This window comes from Amycolatopsis albispora (assembly GCF_003312875.1).
In the GTDB taxonomy this organism is placed as follows: Bacteria; Actinomycetota; Actinomycetes; order Mycobacteriales; family Pseudonocardiaceae; genus Amycolatopsis; species Amycolatopsis albispora.
Map to the genome: position 1 here is coordinate 8,130,196 of NZ_CP015163.1, position 24,461 is coordinate 8,154,656.

Annotated in this window: 15 protein-coding genes; 7 read left to right on the plus strand and 8 right to left on the minus strand. The window is 70.4% G+C overall.

The window, feature by feature from the left end; genetic code table 11:
- Positions 1 to 38 precede the first annotated feature (38 nt).
- Entirely contained in the window at positions 39 to 1,796 is a 1,758-nt protein-coding gene (locus tag A4R43_RS38370) for an ABC transporter ATP-binding protein (RefSeq protein WP_113696571.1), read from the minus strand.
- Positions 1,793 to 3,448, minus strand: a complete 1,656-nt coding sequence (locus A4R43_RS38375) for an ABC transporter ATP-binding protein (RefSeq protein ID WP_205215156.1) — start codon at positions 3,446 to 3,448, stop codon at positions 1,793 to 1,795. The genes A4R43_RS38370 and A4R43_RS38375 overlap by 4 nt, the downstream gene beginning before the upstream one ends.
- Before the next feature lie 89 nt (positions 3,449 to 3,537).
- Here A4R43_RS38375 and A4R43_RS38380 point away from each other — a divergent pair, with 89 nt between their 5' ends.
- Complete coding sequence (locus A4R43_RS38380) at positions 3,538 to 4,590, plus strand: FecCD family ABC transporter permease (protein ID WP_113696572.1); 1,053 nt, start codon at positions 3,538 to 3,540, stop codon at positions 4,588 to 4,590.
- Positions 4,587 to 5,642 carry a FecCD family ABC transporter permease gene (locus tag A4R43_RS38385; RefSeq protein ID WP_236808516.1) on the plus strand — a complete coding sequence of 352 codons (1,056 nt, stop codon included), beginning with the start codon at positions 4,587 to 4,589 and terminating at the stop codon, positions 5,640 to 5,642. Before A4R43_RS38380 ends, A4R43_RS38385 begins: the two co-directional genes overlap by 4 nt.
- A gap of 8 nt (positions 5,643 to 5,650) precedes the next feature.
- Here the strand turns inward: A4R43_RS38385 and A4R43_RS38390 are convergent, their stop codons facing one another.
- Positions 5,651 to 6,511 (minus strand): DUF11 domain-containing protein, encoded by an 861-nt coding sequence (locus A4R43_RS38390; protein ID WP_113696573.1) that lies wholly within the window; start codon positions 6,509 to 6,511, stop codon positions 5,651 to 5,653.
- A 375-nt stretch (positions 6,512 to 6,886) separates the two neighbouring features.
- Here A4R43_RS38390 and A4R43_RS38395 point away from each other — a divergent pair, with 375 nt between their 5' ends.
- Together A4R43_RS38395 and A4R43_RS38400 are read left to right on the plus strand one after the other, a co-directional pair.
- Complete coding sequence (locus A4R43_RS38395; protein ID WP_162788744.1) at positions 6,887 to 8,122, plus strand: HNH endonuclease signature motif containing protein; 1,236 nt, start codon at positions 6,887 to 6,889, stop codon at positions 8,120 to 8,122.
- 44 nt (positions 8,123 to 8,166) lie between these two features.
- Positions 8,167 to 8,913, plus strand: a complete 747-nt coding sequence (locus A4R43_RS38400; RefSeq protein WP_113696575.1) for an SDR family oxidoreductase — start codon at positions 8,167 to 8,169, stop codon at positions 8,911 to 8,913.
- Between the two features lie 98 nt (positions 8,914 to 9,011).
- On the opposite strand, the gene A4R43_RS38405 is transcribed toward A4R43_RS38400, so the two are convergent.
- Together A4R43_RS38405 and gltB are read right to left on the minus strand one after the other, a co-directional pair.
- Positions 9,012 to 10,463: a glutamate synthase subunit beta gene (locus tag A4R43_RS38405; RefSeq protein ID WP_113696576.1), complete on the minus strand. Its 1,452-nt coding sequence runs from the start codon at positions 10,461 to 10,463 to the stop codon at positions 9,012 to 9,014.
- Positions 10,456 to 14,991 carry a glutamate synthase large subunit gene (gene gltB / locus A4R43_RS38410; RefSeq protein ID WP_113696577.1) on the minus strand — a complete coding sequence of 1,512 codons (4,536 nt, stop codon included), beginning with the start codon at positions 14,989 to 14,991 and terminating at the stop codon, positions 10,456 to 10,458. Before gltB ends, A4R43_RS38405 begins: the two co-directional genes overlap by 8 nt.
- A gap of 816 nt (positions 14,992 to 15,807) precedes the next feature.
- On the opposite strand from gltB, the gene A4R43_RS38420 reads away from it, so the two are divergent.
- Positions 15,808 to 18,588: an FAD-binding and (Fe-S)-binding domain-containing protein gene (locus A4R43_RS38420; RefSeq protein ID WP_113696578.1), complete on the plus strand. Its 2,781-nt coding sequence runs from the start codon at positions 15,808 to 15,810 to the stop codon at positions 18,586 to 18,588.
- Positions 18,589 to 18,684: 96 nt separating this feature from the next.
- On the opposite strand, the gene A4R43_RS38425 is transcribed toward A4R43_RS38420, so the two are convergent.
- Positions 18,685 to 19,611: an aminoglycoside phosphotransferase family protein gene (locus tag A4R43_RS38425; protein WP_113696579.1), complete on the minus strand. Its 927-nt coding sequence runs from the start codon at positions 19,609 to 19,611 to the stop codon at positions 18,685 to 18,687.
- A gap of 53 nt (positions 19,612 to 19,664) precedes the next feature.
- Between A4R43_RS38425 and A4R43_RS38430 the strand changes: the two genes are divergently transcribed.
- Positions 19,665 to 20,873, plus strand: coding sequence for a kynureninase (locus tag A4R43_RS38430; RefSeq protein WP_113696580.1), 1,209 nt, complete (start codon positions 19,665 to 19,667; stop codon positions 20,871 to 20,873).
- Here A4R43_RS38430 and mtnA read toward each other — a convergent pair.
- Both mtnA and A4R43_RS38440 read right to left on the minus strand, forming a co-directional pair.
- A complete protein-coding gene (gene mtnA / locus A4R43_RS38435; RefSeq protein ID WP_113696581.1) occupies positions 20,851 to 21,831 on the minus strand; it encodes an S-methyl-5-thioribose-1-phosphate isomerase in 981 nt (326 codons plus the stop codon). The two genes, A4R43_RS38430 and mtnA, sit on opposite strands and share 23 nt — an antisense overlap.
- Before the next feature lie 14 nt (positions 21,832 to 21,845).
- On the minus strand, positions 21,846 to 23,438 hold the full coding sequence (locus A4R43_RS38440; protein ID WP_113696582.1) for an SLC13 family permease: 1,593 nt from the start codon (positions 23,436 to 23,438) through the stop codon (positions 21,846 to 21,848).
- A 93-nt stretch (positions 23,439 to 23,531) separates the two neighbouring features.
- On the opposite strand from A4R43_RS38440, the gene A4R43_RS38445 reads away from it, so the two are divergent.
- Positions 23,532 to 24,440 carry a LysR family transcriptional regulator gene (locus tag A4R43_RS38445; protein WP_113696583.1) on the plus strand — a complete coding sequence of 303 codons (909 nt, stop codon included), beginning with the start codon at positions 23,532 to 23,534 and terminating at the stop codon, positions 24,438 to 24,440.
- Positions 24,441 to 24,461 lie beyond the last annotated feature (21 nt).

Consider the following 24,461-nt stretch of genomic DNA (forward strand, 5'->3'; position numbering starts at 1 on the left):
GTCAAGTCCCGAGTGGCTCCCCTCGCAGCACAGCTTGGTCACTGTCGCTGACCGGACCACGCCTCCCATAGCCGCGCATAACGCCCACCGGCGGCGACCAACTCGTCATGCGTTCCGGACTCGGCCACCCGGCCGCCGTCCAGCACCACGATCCGGTCGGCGGCGGCCGCCTGGCTGAGCCGGTGCGCCACCACCAGCCCGGTGCGGCCACGCAGCGCGGCACCCGCGGACGCCTCCAGCACCCGCGCCCCCGCGCTGCCCGCCTCGGCCGTCGCCTCGTCGAGGATGACGATCGGCGGATCGGTCAGAACCAGCCGCGCCAGCGCCAGCTGCTGCGCCTGCGTGACAGTGAGCCGGTGACCACCGTCGCCGACCACGGTGGCGAGGCCGTCCGGCAGCGAGGTCGCCCACTCCAGCGCGCCGACCTCGGCCAGTGCCGCGTGCAGCTCCTCGTCGGTCGCCGACGGTTTCGCCAGGCGCAGGTCGTCGGCCAGCGCACCGGCGAACACATGCACCTCCTGGCTGATCAGGGCGACCGTGCGCCGCGTCGCGGACGGCCCCAGCTCGCCCAGCGGCACGCCGCCCAGCGAGATCGACCCGCTCGACGGCGGGTGGATGCCGGCGATCAGCTTCGCCAAGGTCGTCTTCCCGGCACCGCTCGCCCCCACGAGCGCGACCCGCTCCCCGGTGCCGATGTGCACGCTGACCTCGTGCAGCACGTCGTGCCCCGGCACGTAGGCGTGCCCCACCTCGGCGGTCTTCACCGAGGCGTCGACCGGGGCGGCCGACCGCTCCGGCTCCGGGGTCGAGGGCAGGTCGGCGACACCGATCAGGCGCGCGAGACTCGCGGTGGCCGCCTGCGCGTCGTCGACCAGCGCCAGCGCGGTCATGATCGGCCCGAACAGGTTGTGGAAGTACAGCGCCGCCGCGGTGGCCGTGCCGATCGTCATGCCACCGCCGCGCACCAGCAGGAACCCGGCGATCAGCACCGCCGCCAGGCCGATGAACTCGGCGTAGTTCAATCGCGCGAAGAAGGTCGTCACCAGCCGGATCCCGCGCAGGGACAGCGTGACCGCCGCATCGGACCGCCGGCGCACCCGCTCGACGTGGCTGTCCGCCAGCCGGAACGCCCGGACCGTGCGCGCACCGCCGACCGTGTCGAGCAACTGCTGGTGCTGCGCGCCCGCGGCCACCCGCTGAGCCGCATAGAGGGGAATGGCCTGGCGCGTGTACCGGCGTACGGCGAACACCTGGATCGGCGCCGCGAGCAGCGCCGCGAGCAGGAATCGCCAGTCCAGCAACGCCAGCGCGCCGAAGGTGAGCACGATGGTCAGCGTCGACCGCGACAGCTCCGGCAGCGCCTCACGAACGGCCCGCGCGATCACCGAGACGTCGCTGGTCACCCGCGAGGTCAGGTCGCCGGAGCCCGCGCGCTCCACCTCGGACAACGGCAGGTTCAGCGCCCGCTCGACGAAGCGTTCCCGCAGCGTCGCGAGCATGGTCTCGCCCAGCCCGGCAACCATGGAGATCCCGAGTGCCATCGCCAGCCCCTGGGCGAGTGCCACCCCGACCAGCGCGACCACCGGCACCACCAGCGCGTCGGCGGACTCCTTGTTCGTGACCAGGTCGACGATCGAGCCGAGCAGCGGCGCGATCGCCAGCCCGATCGCCGTCGCCGAGAAGAGCATCGCGAACGTGGCCAGCGCCCGCCCGCGCTGCTCGCGCAGCAGCCCGGCGACCACGGCCCAGGTCCGCTTGCCGGACGCGATCGGCAGCAGGGGACGTTCCGCGCTCACGAGAGCACCGTCGCACGATAGGCGGGCAGGTCACGGACCAGATCACCGTGCCGCCCCACGGCGCTCACCACGCCGTCTTCGATCAGCACCACGCGGTCCGTCTCGGCGAGCAGGGCCGGGCTGGTGGTGACCAGCACCGTGGTGCGCGCACGCCGGAACCGCGCCAGCCCCGCCGCGATCCTCGCCTCGGTGACCGTGTCGACCGCCGTCGTGGGGTCGTGCACCACCAGCACCGGCGCCTCCACGGCGAGCGCGCGAGCCAGCGCGACCCGCTGCCGCTGCCCACCGGAAAGCGAATGCCCGCGTTCGGTGATCTTGGTGTGCACGCCGTCGGGCAGCGCGCTGGCGACCTCGTCCGCGGCGGCCGCGACCAGCACGTCCTCGGTGCCAACGTTCTCCAGCAGCGTGCCCTCGAAGAGGTCGGCGTCATGCGCGGCGACCAGAATCGCGGCGCGGATCTCGTGCGGGTCCATCGACGCCAAAGGTGTCCCGTCGAGAAGAACGGCGCCTTCGACCGGGTCGGCGTCACGGCCGAGGCAGTCCAGCAAGCTCGTGGCCGCAGCCGGATCGCCGGTCACCACGCCCACCAGTTCCCCGGGCGCGACCTCCAGGTCCACCCCCTTGAGCGCGCCATGCCGCACCCCGGTCAGCCGGACCTCGCCGGCGACCTCGGCCGGGACCGCCCCGGTCCCGCCTTCGACGGCCTGCGGCGCGGACAGCACCTCGGCCACCCGAGCCGCCGACGCCCGCCCCTGCGCCAGCTCCGCATTCGCCCAGCCGAGCACGCTCAGCGGTCCGAGCAGGAACTGCGCGAGCCCGACCGCGGCCACCAGATCGCCCACGCTGATCGCCCCGCTGATCGCGAGATTGCCGCCGACCAGCGCGACCAACGCGATGAAGATGCCGGTGAGCGTGAGCACCGCGCCGCCGTGCCACGCCTGCGCTCGGGCCGCGCGCAAGGTGGCGCCCAGCGAGTCCTGGCTCGTCCGGCGGTACCGGTCGATCGCGGCAGGCTCGGCGCCGATGCCCTTGAGCACGCGCAGCCCGGCGACCAAATCCGCGGCGATCCCCGACGCGTGCGCCGCCCGCTCCTGCTCGACCCCGCTGCGACGCTCGAGCGGCTTGCCGATCAGGTGCCCGAGCCACAGCAGCGGTGGCACGCCCAGCAGCACCAGCAGCCCGAGCGGCACGCTGATCAGCAGCAGGAACACGGCGCTGACCACGATCCCGGCGATCGCCGCGATGCCGAACGGCAACACCCCGTTCACCGAGCCGACGCGCCGCGCGTCCTCGGTCGCGATGTTCACCAGCGCCCCGGGCAGGTGGCTCGCCTCGGCACCGCCGCGCGGGTGCAGAATCCGCTCGCTCAGCACCAGGCGGATGCGGTGCCCGGTGTACTCGGCAGCACGCTCGGCCAGGCGCAGCGCGTGCCGGTAGGTGTTCGACAACGCGGCGAACAACACCAGCAACACGGCCAGCCACGTCACCAGTTCCGCAGCCGAAGCGGGCGCGATCGCCCGGTCGACCACCACGCCGATCAGCACCGGCACCAATGCTTCGCAGCCCTGGTGCGCGGCCGCGAGCACAGAAGCCGCGGTGAGGCGTCCCTTGTGCCCGCCGATCGCGCGTCGGAGCACGTCCCGGCCGGTCAACGTCGCCTCCCTGACTCACCTGGGGGACTAGCTAGGTAAGGCTACCCTATAAGCTGCCTGGACATGCTCATCAGAGGCTGGAGGCCGGGTTGGTAGTCGCCCCACCTGCCGAGGAGGCCGCGCAGCTCAAACCGGCCGGCGCCCGCACGAACCTGCTCCGCCTGGCCGGGATCTTGCTCGCCCTCGGTGTGCTCGGCTTCGTCTTTGTGCTCAGCATCGCGATCGGCACGAAGGACATCCCGCTCGCCACCGCCTGGCACGTGCTGTGGAACAACGACGGCTCCAGCGAGGCTGTGATCATCCACGAGCTGCGCATCCCGCGCACGCTGCTGGGGATCGTCATGGGCGCGGCGATCGGCCTGTCCGGTTCGCTGATGCAGGCGCTGACCCGGAATCCGCTCGCCGACCCCGGCCTATTCGGCGTCAACCTCGGCGCCGCCGCCGCGATCGTGATCGGTATCGCCTTCCTTGGCGTCACCTCGATCTTCGGTTATGTGTGGTTCGCCTTCGCCGGTGCCGCCGCGGCCTCGGTGGTCGTCTACGTCCTCGGCTCGGCGGGCCGCAGCGGCTCCTCGCCGGACCGCCTTGTCCTCGCCGGTGCCGCCGTGACCGCGATACTGTTTGCCTTCATCAGCGCGGTGGTCCTGCTCAACGTCGAGGTGTTCAACAAGTTCCGGTTCTGGAACGTCGGCTCGCTGGTCGGCCGCGGTACCGACACCCTGTGGCAGGTCCTGCCGTTCATCGTTCTCGGCGTGGTGATCGCGCTCGTACTGGCGCGCCCCCTGAACGCGCTCGCGCTCGGCGACCAGGCAGCTAGCGCGCTCGGCGCCAACGTCACCGCCACCCGGGTGGCGGGCGCCATCGCGGTGACCCTGCTGTGCGGCGGCGCCACCGCGGCGATCGGCCCGATCGGCTTTGTCGGCCTGGCCGTGCCGCACGCCGCCCGCCTGATCGTCGGACCGGATCACCGCTGGGGCTTGCCCTATTCGATGGTGCTCGCGGCGATCCTCCTGCTAGGTGCCGACGTGCTCGGCCGGACCTTCGACGACACGGAAGAGGTGCAGGTCGGAATCATGACCGCCATCGTGGGAGCGCCGGTGTTCATCGCACTGTGCCGCCGCCGGAAGCCGGCGCGGCTGTGAACGCGCTCAAGACCGCCGGCACCGACCGGGTGTTGCGCGCCCCCGGCGGCCGGATCTCCCTGCGCGTCCCAGCCCGAGCGGCCATCGTCTGCACGGTGCTGGCCATCGCCGTCGCGGCGGTTTCCGTGGTCAGCCTGACCACCGGCGACTACAAGCTCTCCGTGCCGGAAGTGGTAGCCACGCTCTTCGGCCAAGGCCCGCCTGGCGCCGACTTCATCGTCACCACCCTGCGGCTGCCGCGCCTTCTCGCAGCCTTGCTGGTCGGCGTCGCCCTCGCCGTGAGCGGCGCGATCCTGCAAAGCCTTTCCGGCAACGCGCTCGGCAGCCCCGACATCATCGGTTTCACCCACGGCTCCGCGACCGGTGCACTGATCGTCATCATCACCACCGCGGGCAGCATGCTGGAGACCGCGCTGGGTGCCTTGATCGGCGGCATGATCACCGCGCTCGTGGTCTACCTGCTGGCATTCAAACGGGGAATGCACGGCCTGCGCATGGTGCTCATCGGCGTCGGTGTCAGTTCGATGCTGTTGTCCGTCAACTCCTACCTCATCACCAGGGCCAGCCTGCAGGACGCCGTTTCCGCGCAGGCCTGGCAAGTCGGCGGCCTGAACGGGCGCGGCTGGGAACACGTGCAGCCGGTCGCCATCGCGGTCGCCATCCTGCTGCCCATCGCCGCCTACTACGGCCGTCGCCTGTCCATGCTGGAAATGGGCGACGACGCAGCCAAGGGCCTCGGCGTCCCGGTGGAGCGCAGCAGACTGGTCCTGTTCGGCGTCAGCGTGACCCTCTGCGCCGTGGCGACCGCGGCCGCCGGCCCGATCACCTTCCTCGCACTCGCCGGACCCCAACTCGCGCGCAAGCTCACCCGTGCCGCGGGCCCGGGGCTGTTGTCCTCGGCTCTGATGGGCGCCCTCCTCCTGGTCGCCAGTGACCTCGGGATCCAACGCCTGTTCCCGTCCCAGCAACTACCGGTCGGCATTGCCACCGGCATCCTCGGCGGCGGCTACCTCGCGTGGCTGCTCCCCGTGCGCTGGCGCGCGCGCAGCTAGCCGCCCGGCTAGCCGCAGTTCGCCAGCAACGGCGTGAGCACCGTGCAGGTAACCGACGACTTGTCGTTCGCCGCATTCAGATCCTCGGGCACGCCACCCGAACTGCTGGCCGCGAACGTGAACGGAAGGCCGATGGTCAGCAAACCGTAGGGCACGGAGAAGGAAGCCGTCCCCTGCGCACTGTTCGCCAATTCGCCGACGGTGCAGGTCACTTTGCCTGTGGAGGAAGTACAACCCGAGCCCGCGGTGGCCCTCAACCCGCCTGGAAGGCTGGTCGTCACCGTGGTGCTCGTGGCGGGGTCTGGACCGTTGTTCGTGACTGTCACCGTGAAGTCAATCCGCCCACCCAGTAACCCGGGCTTCGGTGTGCCGGTGAGCTTCACCGCACGGTCCGCCCTCGCGTCCACGGTGAGGATCTTCCCGTCAACGCGCTCGGTGGCGTAGTTGCTGCCGAAGAACTGCCCCTGCAACGTATGTGTGAAGTCAGGTGCGTCCGCGGTGATCTTGAGAGTGAAGCTCACCTGACCGGACTCGCCAGCCGATAGTGCTTCGGGCAGCGTGCCCTGGTAGCCGGTCGGGCCATCGAGTCCGTCCACAGTGGAGCAAGTCACGCCGGAGCAGCCGATCAGCTCTGCGTAAGACGTCAGGTTCCGCGGCGTACTGAACAACCGTGCTGCCGGGTGGAGCACGGTGAAACCGTTGATGTTCGTGATCGTCTCGGTGACGATCACCGTATCGCCCGGGTGCACGGTGGGGGCCGAGATCGAGAGCTGGACTTCGGCGGTATCCGCTCCTGCCGGCGTAGTGCCCGCCAGCGCCACGGCCCCACCCAGGAGCGTGGCAGCGAGCAGTCGTCGGGTTCGGCGCATCGTGACACCCTCTCGCCAGGGCGGCCCGGGGCAGGCCAGCCGCTATCCATGATTCGTCCTACCGACCGAGCCCGTTACACCATCTGCCAGCGTCGACATCCAGACGTCCTCCCTTCGCCGAACCGATTCGGTGAGCCGGTCAAGATCAATAAGTCGGCGACGGTGGCCGCGCATGGCCACCCAACTCACGACAGGTTGCCGTCCTGTGCGCCACGGCGGCGACCGACCCCTTGATACCTGAACGGTTCGATGGTGTCCATTTGCAACCACGCGAGTGGTGTATTTTTCGCGCTTTTCCCGTGGATTTGCGCCGTTCGGCAGCCATTTTCAGGTCGCTGGTCGACATCCACCCAGTTTGCTGCTTACCGTTGTCGCGTGTCCGATCCGTCTCGGAAACTTTCCGACGAAGAACTCACCGCGAGCCATCTCGACGCTGTCCGCAAGCTCGACATGGCCTACGCGGAGCTGCTTCGCGGCATCGCTGAGATGCGAAGTCGCGGGCTGAAGCACGGCTTCAGCAGTTTCACCCACTTCCAGACCGAAACCGACCACGTATCGAAAGGAGAGGCGCTGGCTCGCGAACGCGCGGCCGATCTGCTTTACCGACAACGAGGTTCTGACCCGCCTGTTCTGGCTGCCGTCGGTGAAGCCCTGGGCAACGGTTCGATCAACCGCGAGCATGTGACCGAGATCTGCAAGGTGGCGAATACCTTGTCGGACAAGGCGCCCGGCGAGGACTTGGCAGTTCACGAGCGCACTTTGCTGGACCTGGCGCTGCAGGCCCGGCCGCATGAGGTGCGCCGAGTCGGCAGGCGGATCGTGGACTACGTCGAGCAAAGCAACAAGCCGCCCGGCGACGACGACCGCGAACAGGTTAGTCCGCAGTGCACATTGCGGCTGTGGCAAGGCAAGAGTGGTCACTGGGAGCTGCGCGGCGCGCTCGATCACGCCAACGCGCAGATCCTGCACGGGCTTCTTGGCGTGCTGGCCAAGCCGGCGCCCAGGGATCCGGTGAGTGGCGCTTCCGATCCGCGGTCCGCAGCCGAACGACAAGGAGATGCCTTGGTCGAGATCCTGGAACTGGCTGCACGCTGTGACGACCTTCCAGTGCAAGGCGGTGAGTCGGCGGTTCTGACGCTCAACATCAACCTGGACGAGATGCAGTCGAATCAGCCGGTGCTGGTCAACGATTCCGCCTACGTCTCCATGAACACCGCTCGCCGGATCTGTTGCAGTGGTGCCGCTGTGACGCCGGTGATCTTCCGCGGGAACGGTGAGGAACTGGTGCTCGGCAGAACGAGCCGCACGGCGAACAAGGCCCAGCGAAGAGCGCTGGCAGCTCGGGATGGTGGGTGCACGTTCCCGGGTTGCACGCGGCCTCCTAAGTGGACTGAGCCGCATCACGTCGTGTACTGGACACACAGCGGTCGGACCGACCTGGACAACCTGGTGTTGCTGTGTAGCCATCACCACCGGGTTGTCCACCACACCGAGTGGCACATCCAGATGATCGGCGGTCGTCCCGCGTTCTACGCGCCACGCTGGCTCGATTCGACGCAAACGCCGCGGTACAACCTCGCCCATCGCGCTCCTGATCGGGCCACCGCGTAGATTCTCGGTTGGCTCGTTGACCGGCCAGGGAAGGAGACGGCGGAATGGTTTCGACGGAGAAGGTCGCGGTGGTGACCGGTGCGGGTTCCGGCCTCGGCAAGGTGGTGGCGCTCGCGCTGCTGGAGGACGGGTACCGGGTCGCGCTCGCCGGACGGCGGCCGGAGCCGCTGGCCGAGACGGCGGCCGGGTTCGACGGGGCCGAGGTGATCCCGACCGATGTGGCGTCGGCGGATTCGGTGGCAGCCTTGTTCGACGCCGTGCAGAGCAAGTGGGGCCGGGTGGACCTGCTGTTCAACAACGCCGGGACGTCGGGACCCGCTGGTGATGTCGACGAAATCTCGCCGGAGGACTGGGCGAGCACGGTCGGAGTGAACCTGACCGGTTCGTTCCTGTGCGCGCACCACGCCGTACGGCTGATGAAGGAGCAGCGGCCGCGCGGTGGCCGGATCATCAACAACGGGTCGATCTCCGCGCACTCGCCGCGCCCGCAGCGGGCTGCCTACACCGCGACGAAGCACGCGATCACGGGCTTGACGAAGCAGATCTCGCTGGATGGGCGTGCCTACGACATCGCGTGTGGACAGATCGACATCGGCAACGCCGCCACCGACCTCGCCTCGGCGTTCGCGGACGGCGTGCCGCAGGCGAATGGGACGATCATGCCGGAACCGACATTCGATCCGGCTCACGTGGCGAGCGCGGTGCTCTACATGGCGAACCTGCCGCTCAACACGAATGTTCAGTTCATGACCATCGCTGCCACGAACATGCCGTTCATCGGGCGGGGTTGAGCGGGAGCGGGGGAAAGCGAGAAGGCGGAGCCGTTGAAGCAGGTGGGGAAGCGGGGGAGGGCCGACGACGACGCTGGCACCGGGCCTCCCCCGCCGGCTCAGGAGATCGGCCGGTCGGTCGGCGCGATCGGTGCCGGGAGGATCTCCCGGCCGGTGAGCTGGGCGTCCACCGCGGCGGCGGCGGAGCGGCCTTCGGCGATCGCCCAGACGATGAGCGACTGGCCGCGGCCCATGTCGCCGGCGACGAAGACGTCGTCGAGGCTGGTCCGGAACTGGGCGTTGCGGGCGACGTTGCCGCGCTGGTCCAGTTCGACGCCGAGGTTTTCCAGGAGGCCTGCTCGTTCGGGGCCGACGAAGCCCATGGCGAGCAGGACCAGATCGGCGGGGAGTTCGCGCTCGGTGCCTTCGACCGGAACGAACTTGCCGTTCTCGGAGCGGACCTCGACGAGGCTCAGTGCGCGGACTCGGCCGGAGCCGTCGTCGAGGAACTGCTGGGTGTTCACCGAGTACAGTCGCTCGCCGCCTTCTTCGTGGGCGGAGGAGACGCGGTAGATCATCGGGTAGGTCGGCCACGGGTGCGCCTCGGAGCGGGTCTCCGGGGGGCGGGGCATGATCTCCAGTTGGGTCACTGAAAGGGCGCCCTGGCGGTGGGCGGTGCCGACGCAGTCGGCGCCGGTGTCGCCGCCGCCGATGACTACGACGTGCTTGCCGTCGGCGGTGATGGTCGGCTCGGCGAGCGTTCCGGCGGCGACGCGGTTGGCCGGGGGCAGGTACTCCATCGCCTGGTACACGCCGTCGAGTTCGCGGCCGGGGATGGGGAGGTCGCGCCAGGCTGTGGCGCCGCCGGCGAGGACCACGGCGTCGTGGTTGGCGCGCAGGTCCTCGACGGAGAGGTCCTTGCCGACGTTGACGCCGGTGCGGAACTCGGTGCCCTCGGCGCGCATCTGGTCCAGGCGCCGGTCGAGGCGGTGCTTCTCCATTTTGAACTCGGGAATGCCGTAGCGGAGCAGGCCGCCGATGGCGTCGGCTCGCTCATAGACCACGACGGTGTGGCCGGCGCGGGTGAGCTGCTGCGCGGCGGCGAGGCCGGACGGGCCCGAGCCGACCACGGCGACCTTTTTCCCGGTGCGCTTCTCCGGGATCTGCGGCGTGACCCAGCCTTCCTCGAAGGCGCGGTCGATGATGGAGATCTCGACCTGCTTGATGGTCACCGGATCGTCGTTGATCCCGAGCACGCAGGCGGTTTCGCACGGTGCCGGGCACAGGGTGCCGGTGAACTCGGGGAAGTTGTTGGTCGCGTGCAGCCGTTCGCTCGCCGCGCGCCAGTCCTCCTTCCACACCAGGGTGTTCCACTCCGGGATGAGGTTCCCGAGCGGGCAGCCCTGGTGGCAGAACGGGATGCCGCAGTCCATGCAGCGGCCCGCCTGCTTCTGCTGCTTGCCGGTCGCGAAGTCCTCGTAGACCTCCCGCCAGTCGAGCAGGCGCAGGTCGACCGGCCGCCGCTTCGGCAGTTCGCGTTCGGTGGTCAGAAAGCCCTTGGGGTCAGCCATGTGCGGCCTCCATGATCGCCTCGTTCACGTCGCGGCCTTCGCGTTCGGCGGCCGCCTGCGCGAGCAGCACCCGCTTGTAGTCCTTCGGCATGACCTTGCCGAACCTGATCACCGCGGTGTCCCAGTCGGCCAGCAGCTCGCGGGCGACGGCCGACTCGGTTTCGTCGTAGTGCCGCTCGACCGCGTCGCGGAGCAGTTCGGTGTCCTCGTCGTCGAGCGGCTCCAGCTCCACCATCTCGGTGTTGAGCCGCTTCGTGTTCACGTCGAGCAGGTACGCGATGCCGCCGGACATGCCGGCCGCGAAGTTCCGCCCGACGGTGCCGAGCACGACCACGCGGCCGCCGGTCATGTACTCGCACCCGTGGTCGCCGACGCCTTCCACGACGGCCAGCGCACCGGAGTTCCGCACGCAGAAGCGTTCCCCGACGCGCCCGCGGATGAAGATCTCCCCGCTGGTCGCGCCGTAGCCGATCACGTTACCGGCGATGATGTGCTCCTCGGCGGCGTACTGCGCATCACGCGGCGGGCGCACCACGATCCGGCCACCGGACAGGCCCTTCGCCACGTAGTCGTTGCCGTCACCGACCAGCCGCAGCGTGATGCCCTTCGGTACGAACGCGCCGAATGACTGGCCCGCGGTCCCGGTGAAGGTCACGTCGATGGTGCCGTCCGGCAGGCCCTCGCCGCCCCAGCGCTTGGTCAGCTCCGAACCCAGCATGGTGCCGACGGTCCGGTTGACGTTGCGCACCGGCAGTTCCAGCCGCACCTTGTCGCCCGAGTTCAGGGCGCCTTCGGCCAGCTGGATCAGCGTGTTGTCGAGTGCCTTGTCCAGCCCGTGGTCCTGGGCGACGACCTGGTGCCGCGACGCGCGCGGCTCCAGCTCGGGTACGTGGAAGATCGGCGACAGGTCCAGCCCGGAGGCCTTCCAGTGCTCCACGGCCTTGCGGGTGTCGAGCAGCTCGGCGTGCCCGACCGCCTCGGCGATCGACCGGAAGCCCAGCTGCGCCAGGTACTCCCGCACCTCCTGCGCGATGAACTCGAAGAAGTTCACCACGTACTCGGCCTTGCCGCTGAACTTCTCGCGCAGCACCGGGTTCTGCGTGGCCACCCCGACCGGGCAGGTGTCCAGGTGGCACACCCGCATCATGATGCAGCCGGAGACCACCAGCGGCGCGGTCGCGAAGCCGAACTCCTCCGCGCCCAGCAGCGCGGCGATGATCACGTCGCGGCCGGTCTTGAGCTGGCCGTCGGTCTGCACCACGATCCGGTCCCGCAGGCGGTTCGCCAGCAGCGTCTGCTGCGTTTCGGCGAGGCCGAGCTCCCACGGCCCGCCCGCGTGCTTGATCGACGACAGCGGCGACGCGCCGGTGCCGCCGTCGTGCCCGGAGATGAGCACCACGTCGGCGTGTGCCTTCGACACCCCGGCCGCGACCGTGCCGACGCCCACTTCGGACACCAGCTTCACGTGGATGCGGGCGGCCGGGTTGGCGTTCTTCAGGTCGTGGATCAGCTGCGCCAGGTCCTCGATGGAGTAGATGTCGTGGTGCGGCGGCGGTGAGATCAGGCCGACACCCGGCGTGGAGAACCGCGTCTTCGCGATCCACGGGTAGACCTTCGCGCCGGGCAGCTGACCGCCTTCGCCGGGCTTCGCGCCCTGCGCCATCTTGATCTGGATGTCGTCGGCGTTGACCAGGTACTCGCTGGTCACGCCGAACCGCCCGCTCGCGACCTGCTTGACCGCCGAGCGGCGCTCCGGGTCGTAGAGCCGGTCCGCGTCCTCGCCGCCCTCACCGGTGTTGGACTTGCCGCCCAGCCGGTTCATCGCGATCGCCAGGGTCTGGTGCATCTCCTTCGAGATCGAGCCGTAGGAGATGGCGCCGGTGGCGAACCGCTTGACGATCTCGGACACCGGCTCGACCTCTTCGATCGGCACCGGCGGGCGCGCGCCCTCCTTGAACCCGAACAGCCCGCGCAGCGTGAGCAGGCGCTCGGCCTGGTCGTCGACCTGCTTGGTGTACTCCTTGAAGATCTCGTACTTGCCGGACCTGGTGGAGTGCTGCAGCTTGAACACCGTCTGCGGGTTGAACAGGTGCGGCTCGCCCTCGCGGCGCCACTGGTAGTCGGCGCCGGTCTCGAGTTCGCGGTGGCTGGGCCGCACGCCGTCCGGCGGGAAGGCCCGCCGGTGCCGCAGCGCGACCTCCCGCGCGATGGTCTCGAACCCGATGCCGCCGAGCCGCGAGGTGGTGCCGGTGAAGCAGGTGTTGATGACCTCCTCGCCCAGCCCGATCGCCTCGAAGATCTGCGCGCCGGTGTAGGAGGCCACCGTGGACACGCCCATCTTGGACATCGTCTTGCGCACGCCCTTGCCCAGCGCCTTGATCAGGTTCCGGGTGGCCTGCTTCGCGTCGACGCCCTCGATCCGCCCGTCCGAGGCCAGCTCCTCCACGGTCGCCATCGCGAGGTACGGGTTGACCGCGGCCGCGCCGTAGCCGATCAGCAGCGCGATGTGGTGCACCTCGCGCGCGTCCCCGGCCTCGACGAGCAGGCCGACTTGCGTCCTGGTCTTCTCGCGGACCAGGTGGTGGTGCACCGCGCCGGTGAGCAGCAGCGACGGGATCGGCGCGTGCTTCTCGTCCACGCCGCGGTCGGACAGCACGATCAGCCGCGCGCCGTCGGCGATGGCCTGCGACACCTCGGCCCTGATCTCGTCCAGCCGCCGGGTGAGCGCCTCGGCGCCACCGTCCACTTCGTACCTGCCGTACACCGTGACCGCGCTGAACTCCGGCAGGTCGCCATCGTCGTTGATGTGCACCAGCTTGGCCAGCTCGTCGTTGTCGAGCACCGGGAACGGCAGCACGATGCGGCGGCAGGAGGAGGCGTCGGCGGTGAGCAGGTTCGGCTCGGCGCCGAGCTGCGCACCCAGCGCGGTGACCAGCTCCTCGCGGATCGCGTCCAGCGGCGGGTTGGTCACCTGGGCGAACAGCTGGGTGAAGTAGTCGAACAGCTGCCGCGAACCGCTGGACAGCGGGGCGAGCGGCGAGTCGTTGCCCATCGAGCCGATCGGCTCCGCGCCGGTGCGGGCCATCGGCTCGAGCAGGACGTCGAGCTCCTCTTCGGAGTAACCGAACGCCTGCTGGCGGCGGACCAGCGCGGCGTGCGGCGGCACCTCGCGCTCCCGCTCCGGCAAGTCCTCCAGCTGGAGCAGGCCCTGCTCGACCCACTCCTGGTACGGGTGCTCGGCGGCGAGCCCGCCCTTGATCTCGTCGTCGTCGATGATCCGGCCTTCGGCGGTGTCCACCAGGAACATCCGGCCCGGCTCCAGCCGTCCCTTCCGGACGATCGAGGCCTGGTCGATGTCCAGCACGCCGACCTCACTGGCCAGCACGACCAGCCCGTCCTCGGTGACCCAGTAGCGCGCCGGGCGCAGGCCGTTGCGGTCGAGCACGGCGCCGATCTGGGTGCCGTCGGTGAAGGCCACCAGCGCGGGACCGTCCCACGGCTCCATCAGCGTGGAGTGGAACTCGTAGAACGCCCGGCGGGCCGGGTCCATCTCCTCGTGGTTCTCCCACGCCTCCGGGATCATCATCAGCACCGCGTGCGGCAGCGGACGCCCGCCGAGGTGGAGGAGCTCCAGCACCTCGTCGAACGAGGCCGAGTCGCTGGCGCCGCGGGTGATCACCGGGTAGAGCCGCTCCAGGTCGCCCGGGATCAGGTCGCTGGCGAGCATCGACTCCCTGGCGTCCATCCAGTTGCGGTTGCCGCGCAGCGTGTTGATCTCGCCGTTGTGCGCGACGTACCGGTAGGGGTGCGCCAGCGGCCACGACGGGAACGTGTTGGTGGAGAAGCGGGAGTGCACCAGCCCGATGGCGCTGGTGACGCGCTCGTCGGTGAGGTCGGGGAAGAAGCTCTCCACCTGGGCCTCGGTGAGCATTCCCTTGTAGACGATGGTCCGCGCGGACAGGCTGGGGAAGTAGACCTCGTCCTCGGCCAGCTCGTGCTCGGCGCGCTTGCGCACGCAGAAAGCCGCCCGCTCCAGGGCGAGGCCGGTCACGCCCGGCGAGCGCGGGCCGAGGAAGAGCTGGCTGAAGTGCGGCATCGTCGCGGCCGCTGTCGGTCCTGTGTGCTCGGTGCGCACGGGAAGCTCGCGCCAGCCCAGCACCTGCAGGTCCTCTTCGCCGGCGATCCGCTCGATCGCGCTCATCGCGCGGCCCCTGGCGGTCTCGTCGACGGGCAGGAACGCGGTGCCGACGGCGTATTCGCCCGGTTCGGGCAGCTCGAACTCGGTCACCGCGCGGAAGAACTCGTCCGGAACCTGGATCAGCAGGCCCGCGCCGTCACCGGTTTCCGGCTCGGCGCCGCGGGCGCCGCGGTGTTCGAGGTTCCGCAGTGCGACCAGTGCCTTGCGAACGATCTGGTGGTCTCGTCTCCCGGTGAGATCCGCGACAAAGGCGACCCCGCAGGCGTCGTGCTCGAACTGCGGGTCGTACAGGCCTGCTGGCCTGCGGTGGTGCTGATCATGGCGGGTCACGGCTGGCCGCCTCCTCGGGCGTAGGCAGCACCGGGCAGTCACCCGATCGGGGCCGGTCTGGCGGACTCGGCTAACGGGCGGATCCCGGACTGCGATGGTCAGTCGAGAGCGAAGACGCGTAAGCCCGGAAAACCTGGGCACGCTGATCGACAGAGGCCACACGGCACTGGGTGGCCCGTGCACCGCACTGTGCACGACGTCGGTGTGCGCTGGGCACACGTGGGTAAGCGCGGCTGCCGAGATCCGCGTGGTGGTGGTCTGCTCGGCGTGCGCTACCTACTCCCGGGTTCGCCGGGTCTTATGACAGTAGTGTGAAATTTCCATTATCGGGACACGTCGCGGTCACGGCGTGGGAAATGCCACGCGAAGGTTGACGGGCGGGTAACGTCGGCGTTAACCCGATTCCGGACCGTGAACAGGCCGCTGACCTGCGCGGATGCCGGGCCGGTCGGCGACTTGATCGTTCCGGCTTCAGGCGGCGGCCGAGCCGGGTCCGGGTACGGCGCACCCGGAAATCACCCGGAAGCCAATCGCCCGGTAACCCGCCGCAGTCAGCTTGGCGGGCACTCGCGTGCCCGTGGGCGCCGGCCGCGGCGGCGGTGAACAGGCCGCGGTGGGCCAGCTCCCGAACGGTGTTCTGGTGGCAGCAGGCGAGGCCGTCGACGAACAGGTCGGGCTCGCTGCTGACATCTCGAGACTCCTTCCCCGCACCGCAAGTGAACCTCGCGGCACCGACAATTTCGGACACGGCCGCCGGCGCGGACGGATTCACCGCGCAGTCGTGCGGCGCGAGCTGATCTTGTCTTCAATGGGGTGATGCGGGAGCTGCGAGCGGCGTTGCGGGCGGAACTGGGTGCGAGGGTGGCCGTCGACGCGGCCACCCTCGCGCTGTACAGCACGGATGCTTCGAACTACCGGCACGAACCGGTCGGCGTGGTGTGGCCGCGCTCGGTGGAGGAGGCCGAGGAGGTGGTCGCGGCGTGCCGGCGGGCCGGGGCGCCGATCGTCGCGCGTGGTGGCGGGACGAGCATCGCGGGCAACTCGTGCGGGCCCGGCGTGGTGGTGGACTTTTCCCGTTACTGCAACCGTTTCGGTGAAATCGACGCGGTGAACCGGACGGTGTGGGTGGAACCGGGCGTGGTGCTCGACCGGCTGCAGGCCGCCGCCGCGCCGCACCGGCTGCGGTTCGGACCGGATCCGTCCACGCACAGCCGCTGCACGCTCGGCGGCATGATCGGCAACAACGCCTGCGGCTCGCATTCGGTGGCCTGGGGCCGGACGGCCGACGCGGTGCGGAGCATGGATGTGCTGCTCTACAACGGCACCCGCCTCACCGTGGGCCCGGACGCCGGAGTGCCGCCGGAACTGCGGAAGCTGGTGCACGACAATCTCTCTTTGCTGCGCACCGAACTCACGCCGTGGTCGCGCCGCGTTTCCGGGTACGGGCTGGAGCACCTCCTGCCGGAAAACGGGACAAACCTGGCAAAAGCCTTGGTGGGCAGTGAAGGCACCTGCGTGACGGTGCTCGGCGCGGAACTGGAACTGGCCGAGCTGCCCAGGGAGCGCGTGCTCGCCGTGCTCGGCTTCGAATCGGACATCGCGGCGGCGGACGCGGTGCCGTCGATCCTGCCGTGGTCGCCGCTCACGGTCGAAGGCGTGGACGCGGAACTGGTGTCGCTGCTGGATTCCTCGCGTGGTGCGGATCTGCCGCGTGGCGAAGCGTGGTTGTACGTCGAGCTGGGCGCGGACACCCGGGACCAGGCGCTGGACCGGGCACGGGCGCTGACCAAGGAACTCGCCGCGCGGCTGACCGGGCACGTGGTGCTCACCGATCCCAAGGCGCAGCGGCAGTTGTGGCGGATCCGCGAGGAGGGCGCCGGCCTGGCGACCCGGCTTGCGGACGGCTCGGAGGCCTGGCCCGGTTGGGAGGACGCGGCCGTCCCGCCCGAACGACTCGGCGCCTACCTGCGCGAGTTCAAGGAGTTGATGGCCCAGCACGGCAGGAAAAGCGTGGTGTACGGCCACTACGGTGAAGGCTGCCTGCACATGCGACTGGACTTCGACATGCTGTCGCGGCCGGGGCTCGCGGGTTTCCGGAAGTTCCTCGAAGAGGCGGCGGACCTGGTCGCCGCGCACGGTGGTTCGCTGTCCGGCGAGCACGGTGACGGGCAGGCGCGCTCGGAACTGCTGCCGCGCATGTACAGCGCGGAGATGATCAAGTTGTTCGGCCGGTTCAAGGGGATCTTCGATCCGGACGGCATGATGAACCCCGGTGTGCTCGTCGAACCCCGTGCGCTCGACGCGAACATCCGGGTGCGGACGGCACCGCCGTCGATCGATTCGGTGACCTTCCTGGGCTATCCCGAGGACCGCGGCAGTTTCGGGCAGGCGGTGCGGCGATGCGTCGGGGTCGCGAAGTGCCGCAACACCGAAGGCGGCGGGGTGATGTGCCCGAGCTACCGGGCGACCCTCGACGAGAAGCATTCGACCCGCGGCCGGGCTCGGCTGCTCACTGAGATGATCAACGGCGAGGTGATCCGCGACGGCTGGCGGTCGGAGGAGGTCCGTGAGGCGCTGGACCTGTGCCTGTCGTGCAAGGGCTGCCTGTCGGACTGCCCGGTGGATGTTGACATGGCGACATACAAGGCCGAGTTCTACCACCAGCACTACCGAGGACGTCTGCGCCCGGCGTCGCACTATTCGATGGGGTGGCTGCCGATGTGGCTGCGCGTCGCCGCGCTCGCGCCCCGGCCGGTCAACTGGCTGCTGAAGCGACCGCGCCTCGCGGCACTGGCGAAGCGACTCGGCGGCATCGCACGGGAGCGGGACCTTCCGGCGTTCACGCGGCCGTTCACCAGGAAGCGGCTGGACGCCGGTGAAGGCCGGAAAGTGGTGCTCTGGCCGGATTCCTTCAACAACTACTTCACCCCGCACGTGCTCGAGGCCGCGGCCGAGGTGCTCACCGCGGCCGGGTACCGCGTCGTGCTGCCGGACAAGGGTGTCTGCTGTGGACTGACCTGGGTGTCGACCGGGCAGCTCGGCGTGGCGCGGAAGGTGCTGCGGCGCACGCTCTCGGTGCTCAAGCCCTATCTCGACGCCGGTTACCTGGTGGCGGGCGTCGAACCGAGCTGCACCGCGTTGTTCCGCGGCGACCTCAAGGCCCTGCTGCCGGACGACGCGCTCGCCGCGGTGCTGGCGGGCCGGACGCGGACCCTCGCCGAGCTGGTCGCCGACTCGCCACTGGAGTTCCGGCCGCTGGACGTGCCCGCGGTCAGCCAGGTGCACTGCCACCAGCACGCCGTGCTCGGGTTCGAGGCCGACGAGCGCGTGCTCGACGGTGCCGGGGTGCGGAACTCCACACTGGACTCGGGCTGCTGCGGGCTGGCCGGGAACTTCGGGTTCGAGCGCGGGCACTACGAGGTTTCGGTGGCCTGCGCCGAGGACAGGTTGCTGCCCGCGCTGCGTGAGACGGATCCGGGCACGCTGGTGATTTCGGACGGGTTCAGCTGCCGGACGCAGATCGCGCAGGAGGCCGGGCGGGAGGCGGTGCACCTCGCGGAGGTGCTGCGCCGGGCGCTGCCGGAGGGCCGCGCCTGAGCAGCCGGGCCTGAGCAGCCGGGGGTTGGTCAGCCGAGCTGGTCAGGCGGGCTGGTCAGCCGGGGCTGGTCCGCCGCGCGTGAGCGAGCGGCGTGGTCAGCAGGCGAACCAGCGCTGGGCCAAGGCGTTCAGCGTCGGCTGCTCCGGTTCCGGCATCACCTTCAGGTACCAGGGCAGATTGCTGTACACGTGCAGCAGCGTGTACGCCAGGCAGCGGCGCGCGAAATCGGCGTCCAGCTGCTCAGGGGTGTAGCCGTAGGCCAGCAGCACGCGGCGGAAGAAAGCCCGGTCCCCGCCCGCGACAAAAATGCCGACACCGACCAGTTCGTACTCCGGCGCACCGCGCATCGCGGGCTCGAAGTCGAACAGCCCGGTCAGCGCCCAGCCGTCGGCACCGCGCTGGACCAGGAGGTGGTCGCGCATGACCTCGGTGTGCAGCAGCACGGGCGACGGGGTGCCGAGGTCGACCTCGGCCAGGAAGCCGGGGATCTGCGCCAGCCACTCCTCGGCCAGGCCCGCGCGCCGCTGCTGCTCGACGGCCTTCGCCCGCCGGGCCGCGAGGAACTCCGGCCAGTCGGCGGGGCCGATATCCGGCGCGGGCGTGCGGTGCAGCGTGGCCAGCGCCTCGCCGAGCTGCTGGGCCACGGCCTCCTTGTCCTCATCGGTCAGGTTCGGCCAGACGCCGCTGAGCGCCTCACCTGCGAGGCGGCTCATCAGCACGTAACCCCAGCCGTCGAACTCGCCGGTGCGGTCCAGACGCGGAGTCGGGATCGGGAGCCGGCCGTCCAGCGCGCGCAGCACCCCGGCTTCGGTGCCCAACTCGGACAGGTGGACCGGCGGGAAGAGCTTCAACACCAGGTCGTCGCCCACGGCGTAGACGGGCAGCGAGCCGTCGTCGAAGCGCACGGCCGTCCGGTCCGTGAGGCCGAGTTCGGCCAGCAGGGCGGCGACCCCGGGGCGGAGTTGCTCGTTGGTGAGCGCTTCGAACTGGTCCTCGGTCGCGGCCTCGGGGAAGAACGGCATGCGCGGACCGTAGGACAACGCGGCCGCCGGGGCGACGGAATTATGGTGGGCCCGTGACCCTGCAGCGTGCGCGCGACCTCGACGAGACCGATCCGCTCTACCCCTTCCGGGACCGGTTCCTGCCCGCCGACGAGAAACTGGTCGCCTACCTGGACGGCAACTCGCTGGGCAGGCCGCCGCGTGCGGCGCTCGACCGGCTCGAGGCGCTGGTCCGCGAGGACTGGGGCGGCCGGTTGATCCGCGGCTGGTCCGACGGCTGGACCGAGCTGCCCACCCGGCTCGGCGACCGCCTGGGCGAGGTGGTGCTGGGTGCCGCTCCCGGGCAGGTGGTGCTCGGCGAGTCGACCTCGGTGTGGCTGTACAAGCTGCTGCGGGCGGCGCTGGCCCTGCGGCCCGGCCGGCGCGAGATCGTCACCGACCGGCACAACTTCCCGACCGATCGCTACCTGGTCGAGGGCATCGCCGAGGAACTCGGCTGCCGCATCCGCTGGGTGGAAACCGAGCTGGACGCCGGGCCGTCCGTGGCGCAGGTGGCCGAGGTCGTCGGGCCGGACACCGCCGTGGTGACATTGAGCCAGGTCGACTACTGGTCGGCCCAGATCGCGGACCTGCCCGCGATCACGCGCCTCGCGCACGAGGCCGGGGCGCTGGTCGTCTGGGACCTTTGCCACAGTGCGGGCTCGATCCCGCTTTCGCTCGATGCCGACGAGGTGGACTTCGCGGTCGGCTGTACTTACAAGTTCCTCTGCGGCGGACCCGGCTCACCCGCGTTCGCGTACGTGCGCCGCGAGCTGGCCGACGAGGTCCGCCAGCCGATCTGGGGCTGGTTCGGCCGGAAGGACCTGTTCGAGATGGGGCCGGGCTACGAACCGGCGGACGGGGTGCGCCGCCTGCTGTCCGGCACGCCGCCGGTGGTCGGGCTCGCCGGGGTGGAGGCCGGTGTCGAGCTGATCGCCGAAGCGGGCATGCCGCGCATCCGGGAGAAGGCGGTGGCGCTCACGGAGTTCGCCGTCGAGCTGTTCGACGAGTGGCTGGCGCCGCTCGGCTTCGCGCTCGGCTCGCCTCGCGACCCGGCGGTGCGCGGTGGGCACGTGACGATCCGGCGCGCCGACGCGCGTGAACTCTCGGCCGTGTTGATCGAGGCCGGGGTGCTGATCGACTTCCGCGCTCCCGACGGCATCCGGCTCGGGCTCTCGCCGCTGACGACCGGGTTCGAAGAGCTCTATCGGGCGATGGAGGTCATCCGGGACCGCGCTCGGTGACCACCGCGGTGATCAGCTCGGCCGGTGTCACGTCGAAGGCCGGGTTGAACGCCGCGGCGCCCGCCGGCGCGGTCGGCACGCCACCCCAGGTGGTCACCTCGCCGGCCGCGCGTTCCTCGATCTCGATCAGGTCGCCGCTCGGGGTCGCCGGGTCCACCGTCGACGACGGCGCCACCACCACGAACGGGACGCGGTGCCGGGCCGCCGCCAGCGCGAGGCCGTAGGTGCCGACCTTGTTGGCCACGTCGCCGTTCGCCGCGATGCGGTCCGCGCCGACGACCACGCAGTCGACCAGGCCGCGGGCGATCGCCGACGCCGCCGCGACGTCGGGCAGCACCCGGTACGGCACGCCTTCCTGTGCCAGCTCCCACGCGGTCAGCCGCGCGCCCTGCATCAGCGGGCGTGTCTCGTCGACCAGCACGTATTCGACCTGCCCCGCCGCGTGCAGGTGCCACACGACACCGAGCGCGGTCCCCCAACTGACGGTCGCCAGGCGGCCCGCGTTGCAGTGGGTGAGCAGCCGCAGTGGCCGCCGCGCGGTCTCGCGCAGGACCAGTTCGGCGGCGTGCCCGGAGGCTGTCCGGCACAGTTCCTCGTCCTCGGCGAGCAGGACGAGTGCCTCCTCGAGCACGGCATCCGCCCCGGAGGGCAGCTTCGCCAACGCCCGCCGCACACCCCACGCCAGGTTCACCGCCGTCGGCCGGGCCTGGGCCAGCCGCTCGGCCTCACGCTCGACGTCCGCGGCTGACGTGCCGTGCCGGGCGGCGAGCGCGACCCCGAGCGCACCGGCCGCGCCGAGCGCCGGGGCACCGCGGACCGCCAGCCGCTGGATCGCCTCGATCAGCTCGGTGACCGTCGTCAGGCGCAGCAGCCGGTGCTCGCCGGGGAGCGCGCACTGGTCGACGATCACCACCGCGCCGTCGATCCAGTCGATGGTGCGTTGATCAGCGGACCCCATGGTCCGAGGCTAGCTCAGGTCAGCCCGGCGAGGGCCGCGGTCAGCGGCAGGACCACGACGATCAGGATGGCACCGCAGACGTCGAAGCTGATGCCGGAGCGGATCATCCGCGTGATCGGCACCGTGCCCGAGCCGTAGACGATCGCGTTCTGCGGCGTGGCGACCGGCAGCATGAAGCCGAACGAGGCGCCGAAGGTGGCGGCCAGCGCCGGCAGCAGCGGATCCACCCCGGCGGCCACCGCGATCGGGATGACGATCGGCACCACCACCGACGCGGCCGCGGTGTTGCTGGTGGCCTCCGAGATCAGGATCGCCAGCAGCACCGCGAACAACGTGATCGGCAGCGAACCCGCCAGGCCGAGCGCACCCGAGGTGGACTCGCCGATCGTCTTCGCCAGCCCGGTCGCGGCGAGCAGCGAGCCGAAGATGATGCCCGCGCCGAACAGCATGATCGTGCCCCAGTCGATGCGCGCCGCGTCCGACCAGGACAGCGTGAACGCGCGCCGCTTCCACTCGACGGGCAGCAGGAACAGCAGCGACGCGCCCAGCACCGCGACGACGCCCTCGTCGAGGCGGTCGCTGACCGTCTTGTACAGCTGGGAGTCGTTGCCCGCGATCAGGCCGACGACCGCCGGCGCGATCCACATGGTCACGGTGAAGGTGAACGCGATCAGCGTGTTCTTCTCCGAGCGCGACAGCGCGCCCATCTTCGACCGCTCCGCCGCGACGTACTCGCGCACGCCCTCGATGCGGCGGATCTCCGGCCGGTTCAGCAACAGCAGCACCACGCCGAGCACCACGAACATCAGCAGGCAGAGCGGCAGCGCGGAGATGATCCAGTCGAGGAAGGAGATGCGGGTGCCGGTGGCCTCCTCGATCTGCGCGCGCCCGATCAGGTTCGGCGGCGAGCCGACCGGGGTGAGCAGGCCGCCGACGCTGGCGCCGTAGGCGAGCATGAGCATCAGCGCGGTGCCGACCCGAAGGCGCCGCGGGTCGAAGTCGGCCGCGACCACACCGCGGTCCTGCATGAGCTTCGCGATAACGGTTAGGATTCCGAGCGCCGTCGGCAGCAGCATGGCCACCGTCGCGGTGTTTGACACGAACGCCGAGAGCAGCGCGGTGATCGCGCCGAAGGCGAGAATGATCCGCGTGGTCGAGCCGCCGACGCCGGGCAGCGACAGCACCCGGAAGGCGAACCGCCTCGCCACGCCGTGCTTCAGCATCGCCTGCGCGATCACGAACGCGCCGATGAAGGTGAAGATGGTGGACGAGCCGAAGGGCTCCAGCACGTCGTCCACCGGCGCCACGCCGAGCAGCACGGTGGCCGCGATCCCGATGAAGCCCGAGACCGGCAGCGGGAGCGGCTCGCACACCCAGAGCACCACCACGCCGAGCAGGATCCCGGCCAGCGTCTGCTGGTTGCCGGGCAGATCGAGGGGCAGGGCGAGGAAGACCACGGTGACCAGCGGCGCGAGCCACAGGCCCGTGGTCTTGCGCCGTCGTTCGAACCGTTCCTCACCGGCGGAGAGGCGTTCCGAGCCGAGGCTTTCGCGGTTGGCCCTGAGCAGGACGTCTTCGACGTCGGTGACCGACGGCTTCGTTGCCATGTCCGATATTGAAGGGCGGCGGCCCGGGTGTGTCCAAGACCACTTCGCTACCAGGGTGGTAGGCAGTACCTATCACCTGGAGCAGGAGGCCGGATGGACGCACGGCAGTTGCGCTATTTCCTCGCCATCGTCGACGAACAGGGGTTCAACCGTGCCGCCGAACGGCTGCACCTGGCCCAGCCGTCCCTTTCGCAGGCGATCCGCGGTCTCGAGCGCGACCTCGGGGTCGAGCTGTTCCACCGGATCGGCAGGCGGGCGGTGCTCACCGAGGCCGGGCACGCGCTGATCGAGCCCGCCCGCCAGGTGCTCCGCGACCTGGACGCGACGCGCTCGACCGTGCGCTCGGTGGCCGGCCTGCGGACCGGGCGGGTGGAGGTCGCGTCGATGCCGTCGCAGTCGGTGGAGCCGCTGAGCGCCATGGTCACGCGGTTCCACGAGCGGCATCCCGGTGTGCTCGTGGTGATCCAGGCCTGCTTTACCCCGCAGAAGGTGGTCGACGCGGTGCGCGGGGGCAAGGCCGAGGTCGGGCTGCTCGGGGCCGCGGACGACGTCGCGCTGCCGGGCGTGCGCGTGCACCGGGTCGAGCAGCAGCCGTTTGTGCTGGTCACGCCGCCGGGGTCGGCGCTGGGCAGCGGCGGGCGCGTGCGCCGGGAGGAACTGGCCGGGGCGAAGGTGATCGCCGCGCCGCTGGGCAACCGGATGCGGCACGTGGTCGACGAGATCCAGGCCGCGGGCGTCGAGCTGCGGATCGTGGTGGAGACGGCGCACCGCGAGGCCATCCTGCCGCTGGTGCTCAACGGCGTCGGCGTGGCGGTGATGACGCAGGCGTGGGCCTCGATCGCGCAGCGGGCCGGGGCGCGGGTGCTCGAGCTGGACCCGCCGTCGAGCCTGCGCATCTCGCTGATCCACCGGCGAGGCAGGCTGAGCCCCGGGGCGCACGACTTCGTGGCCACGGCCCTCGGCGAGGAGGCCCGCGCCGAAGAGACCGGGCCGAATAGATAGGCAAGTCCTACCAAGTGGATC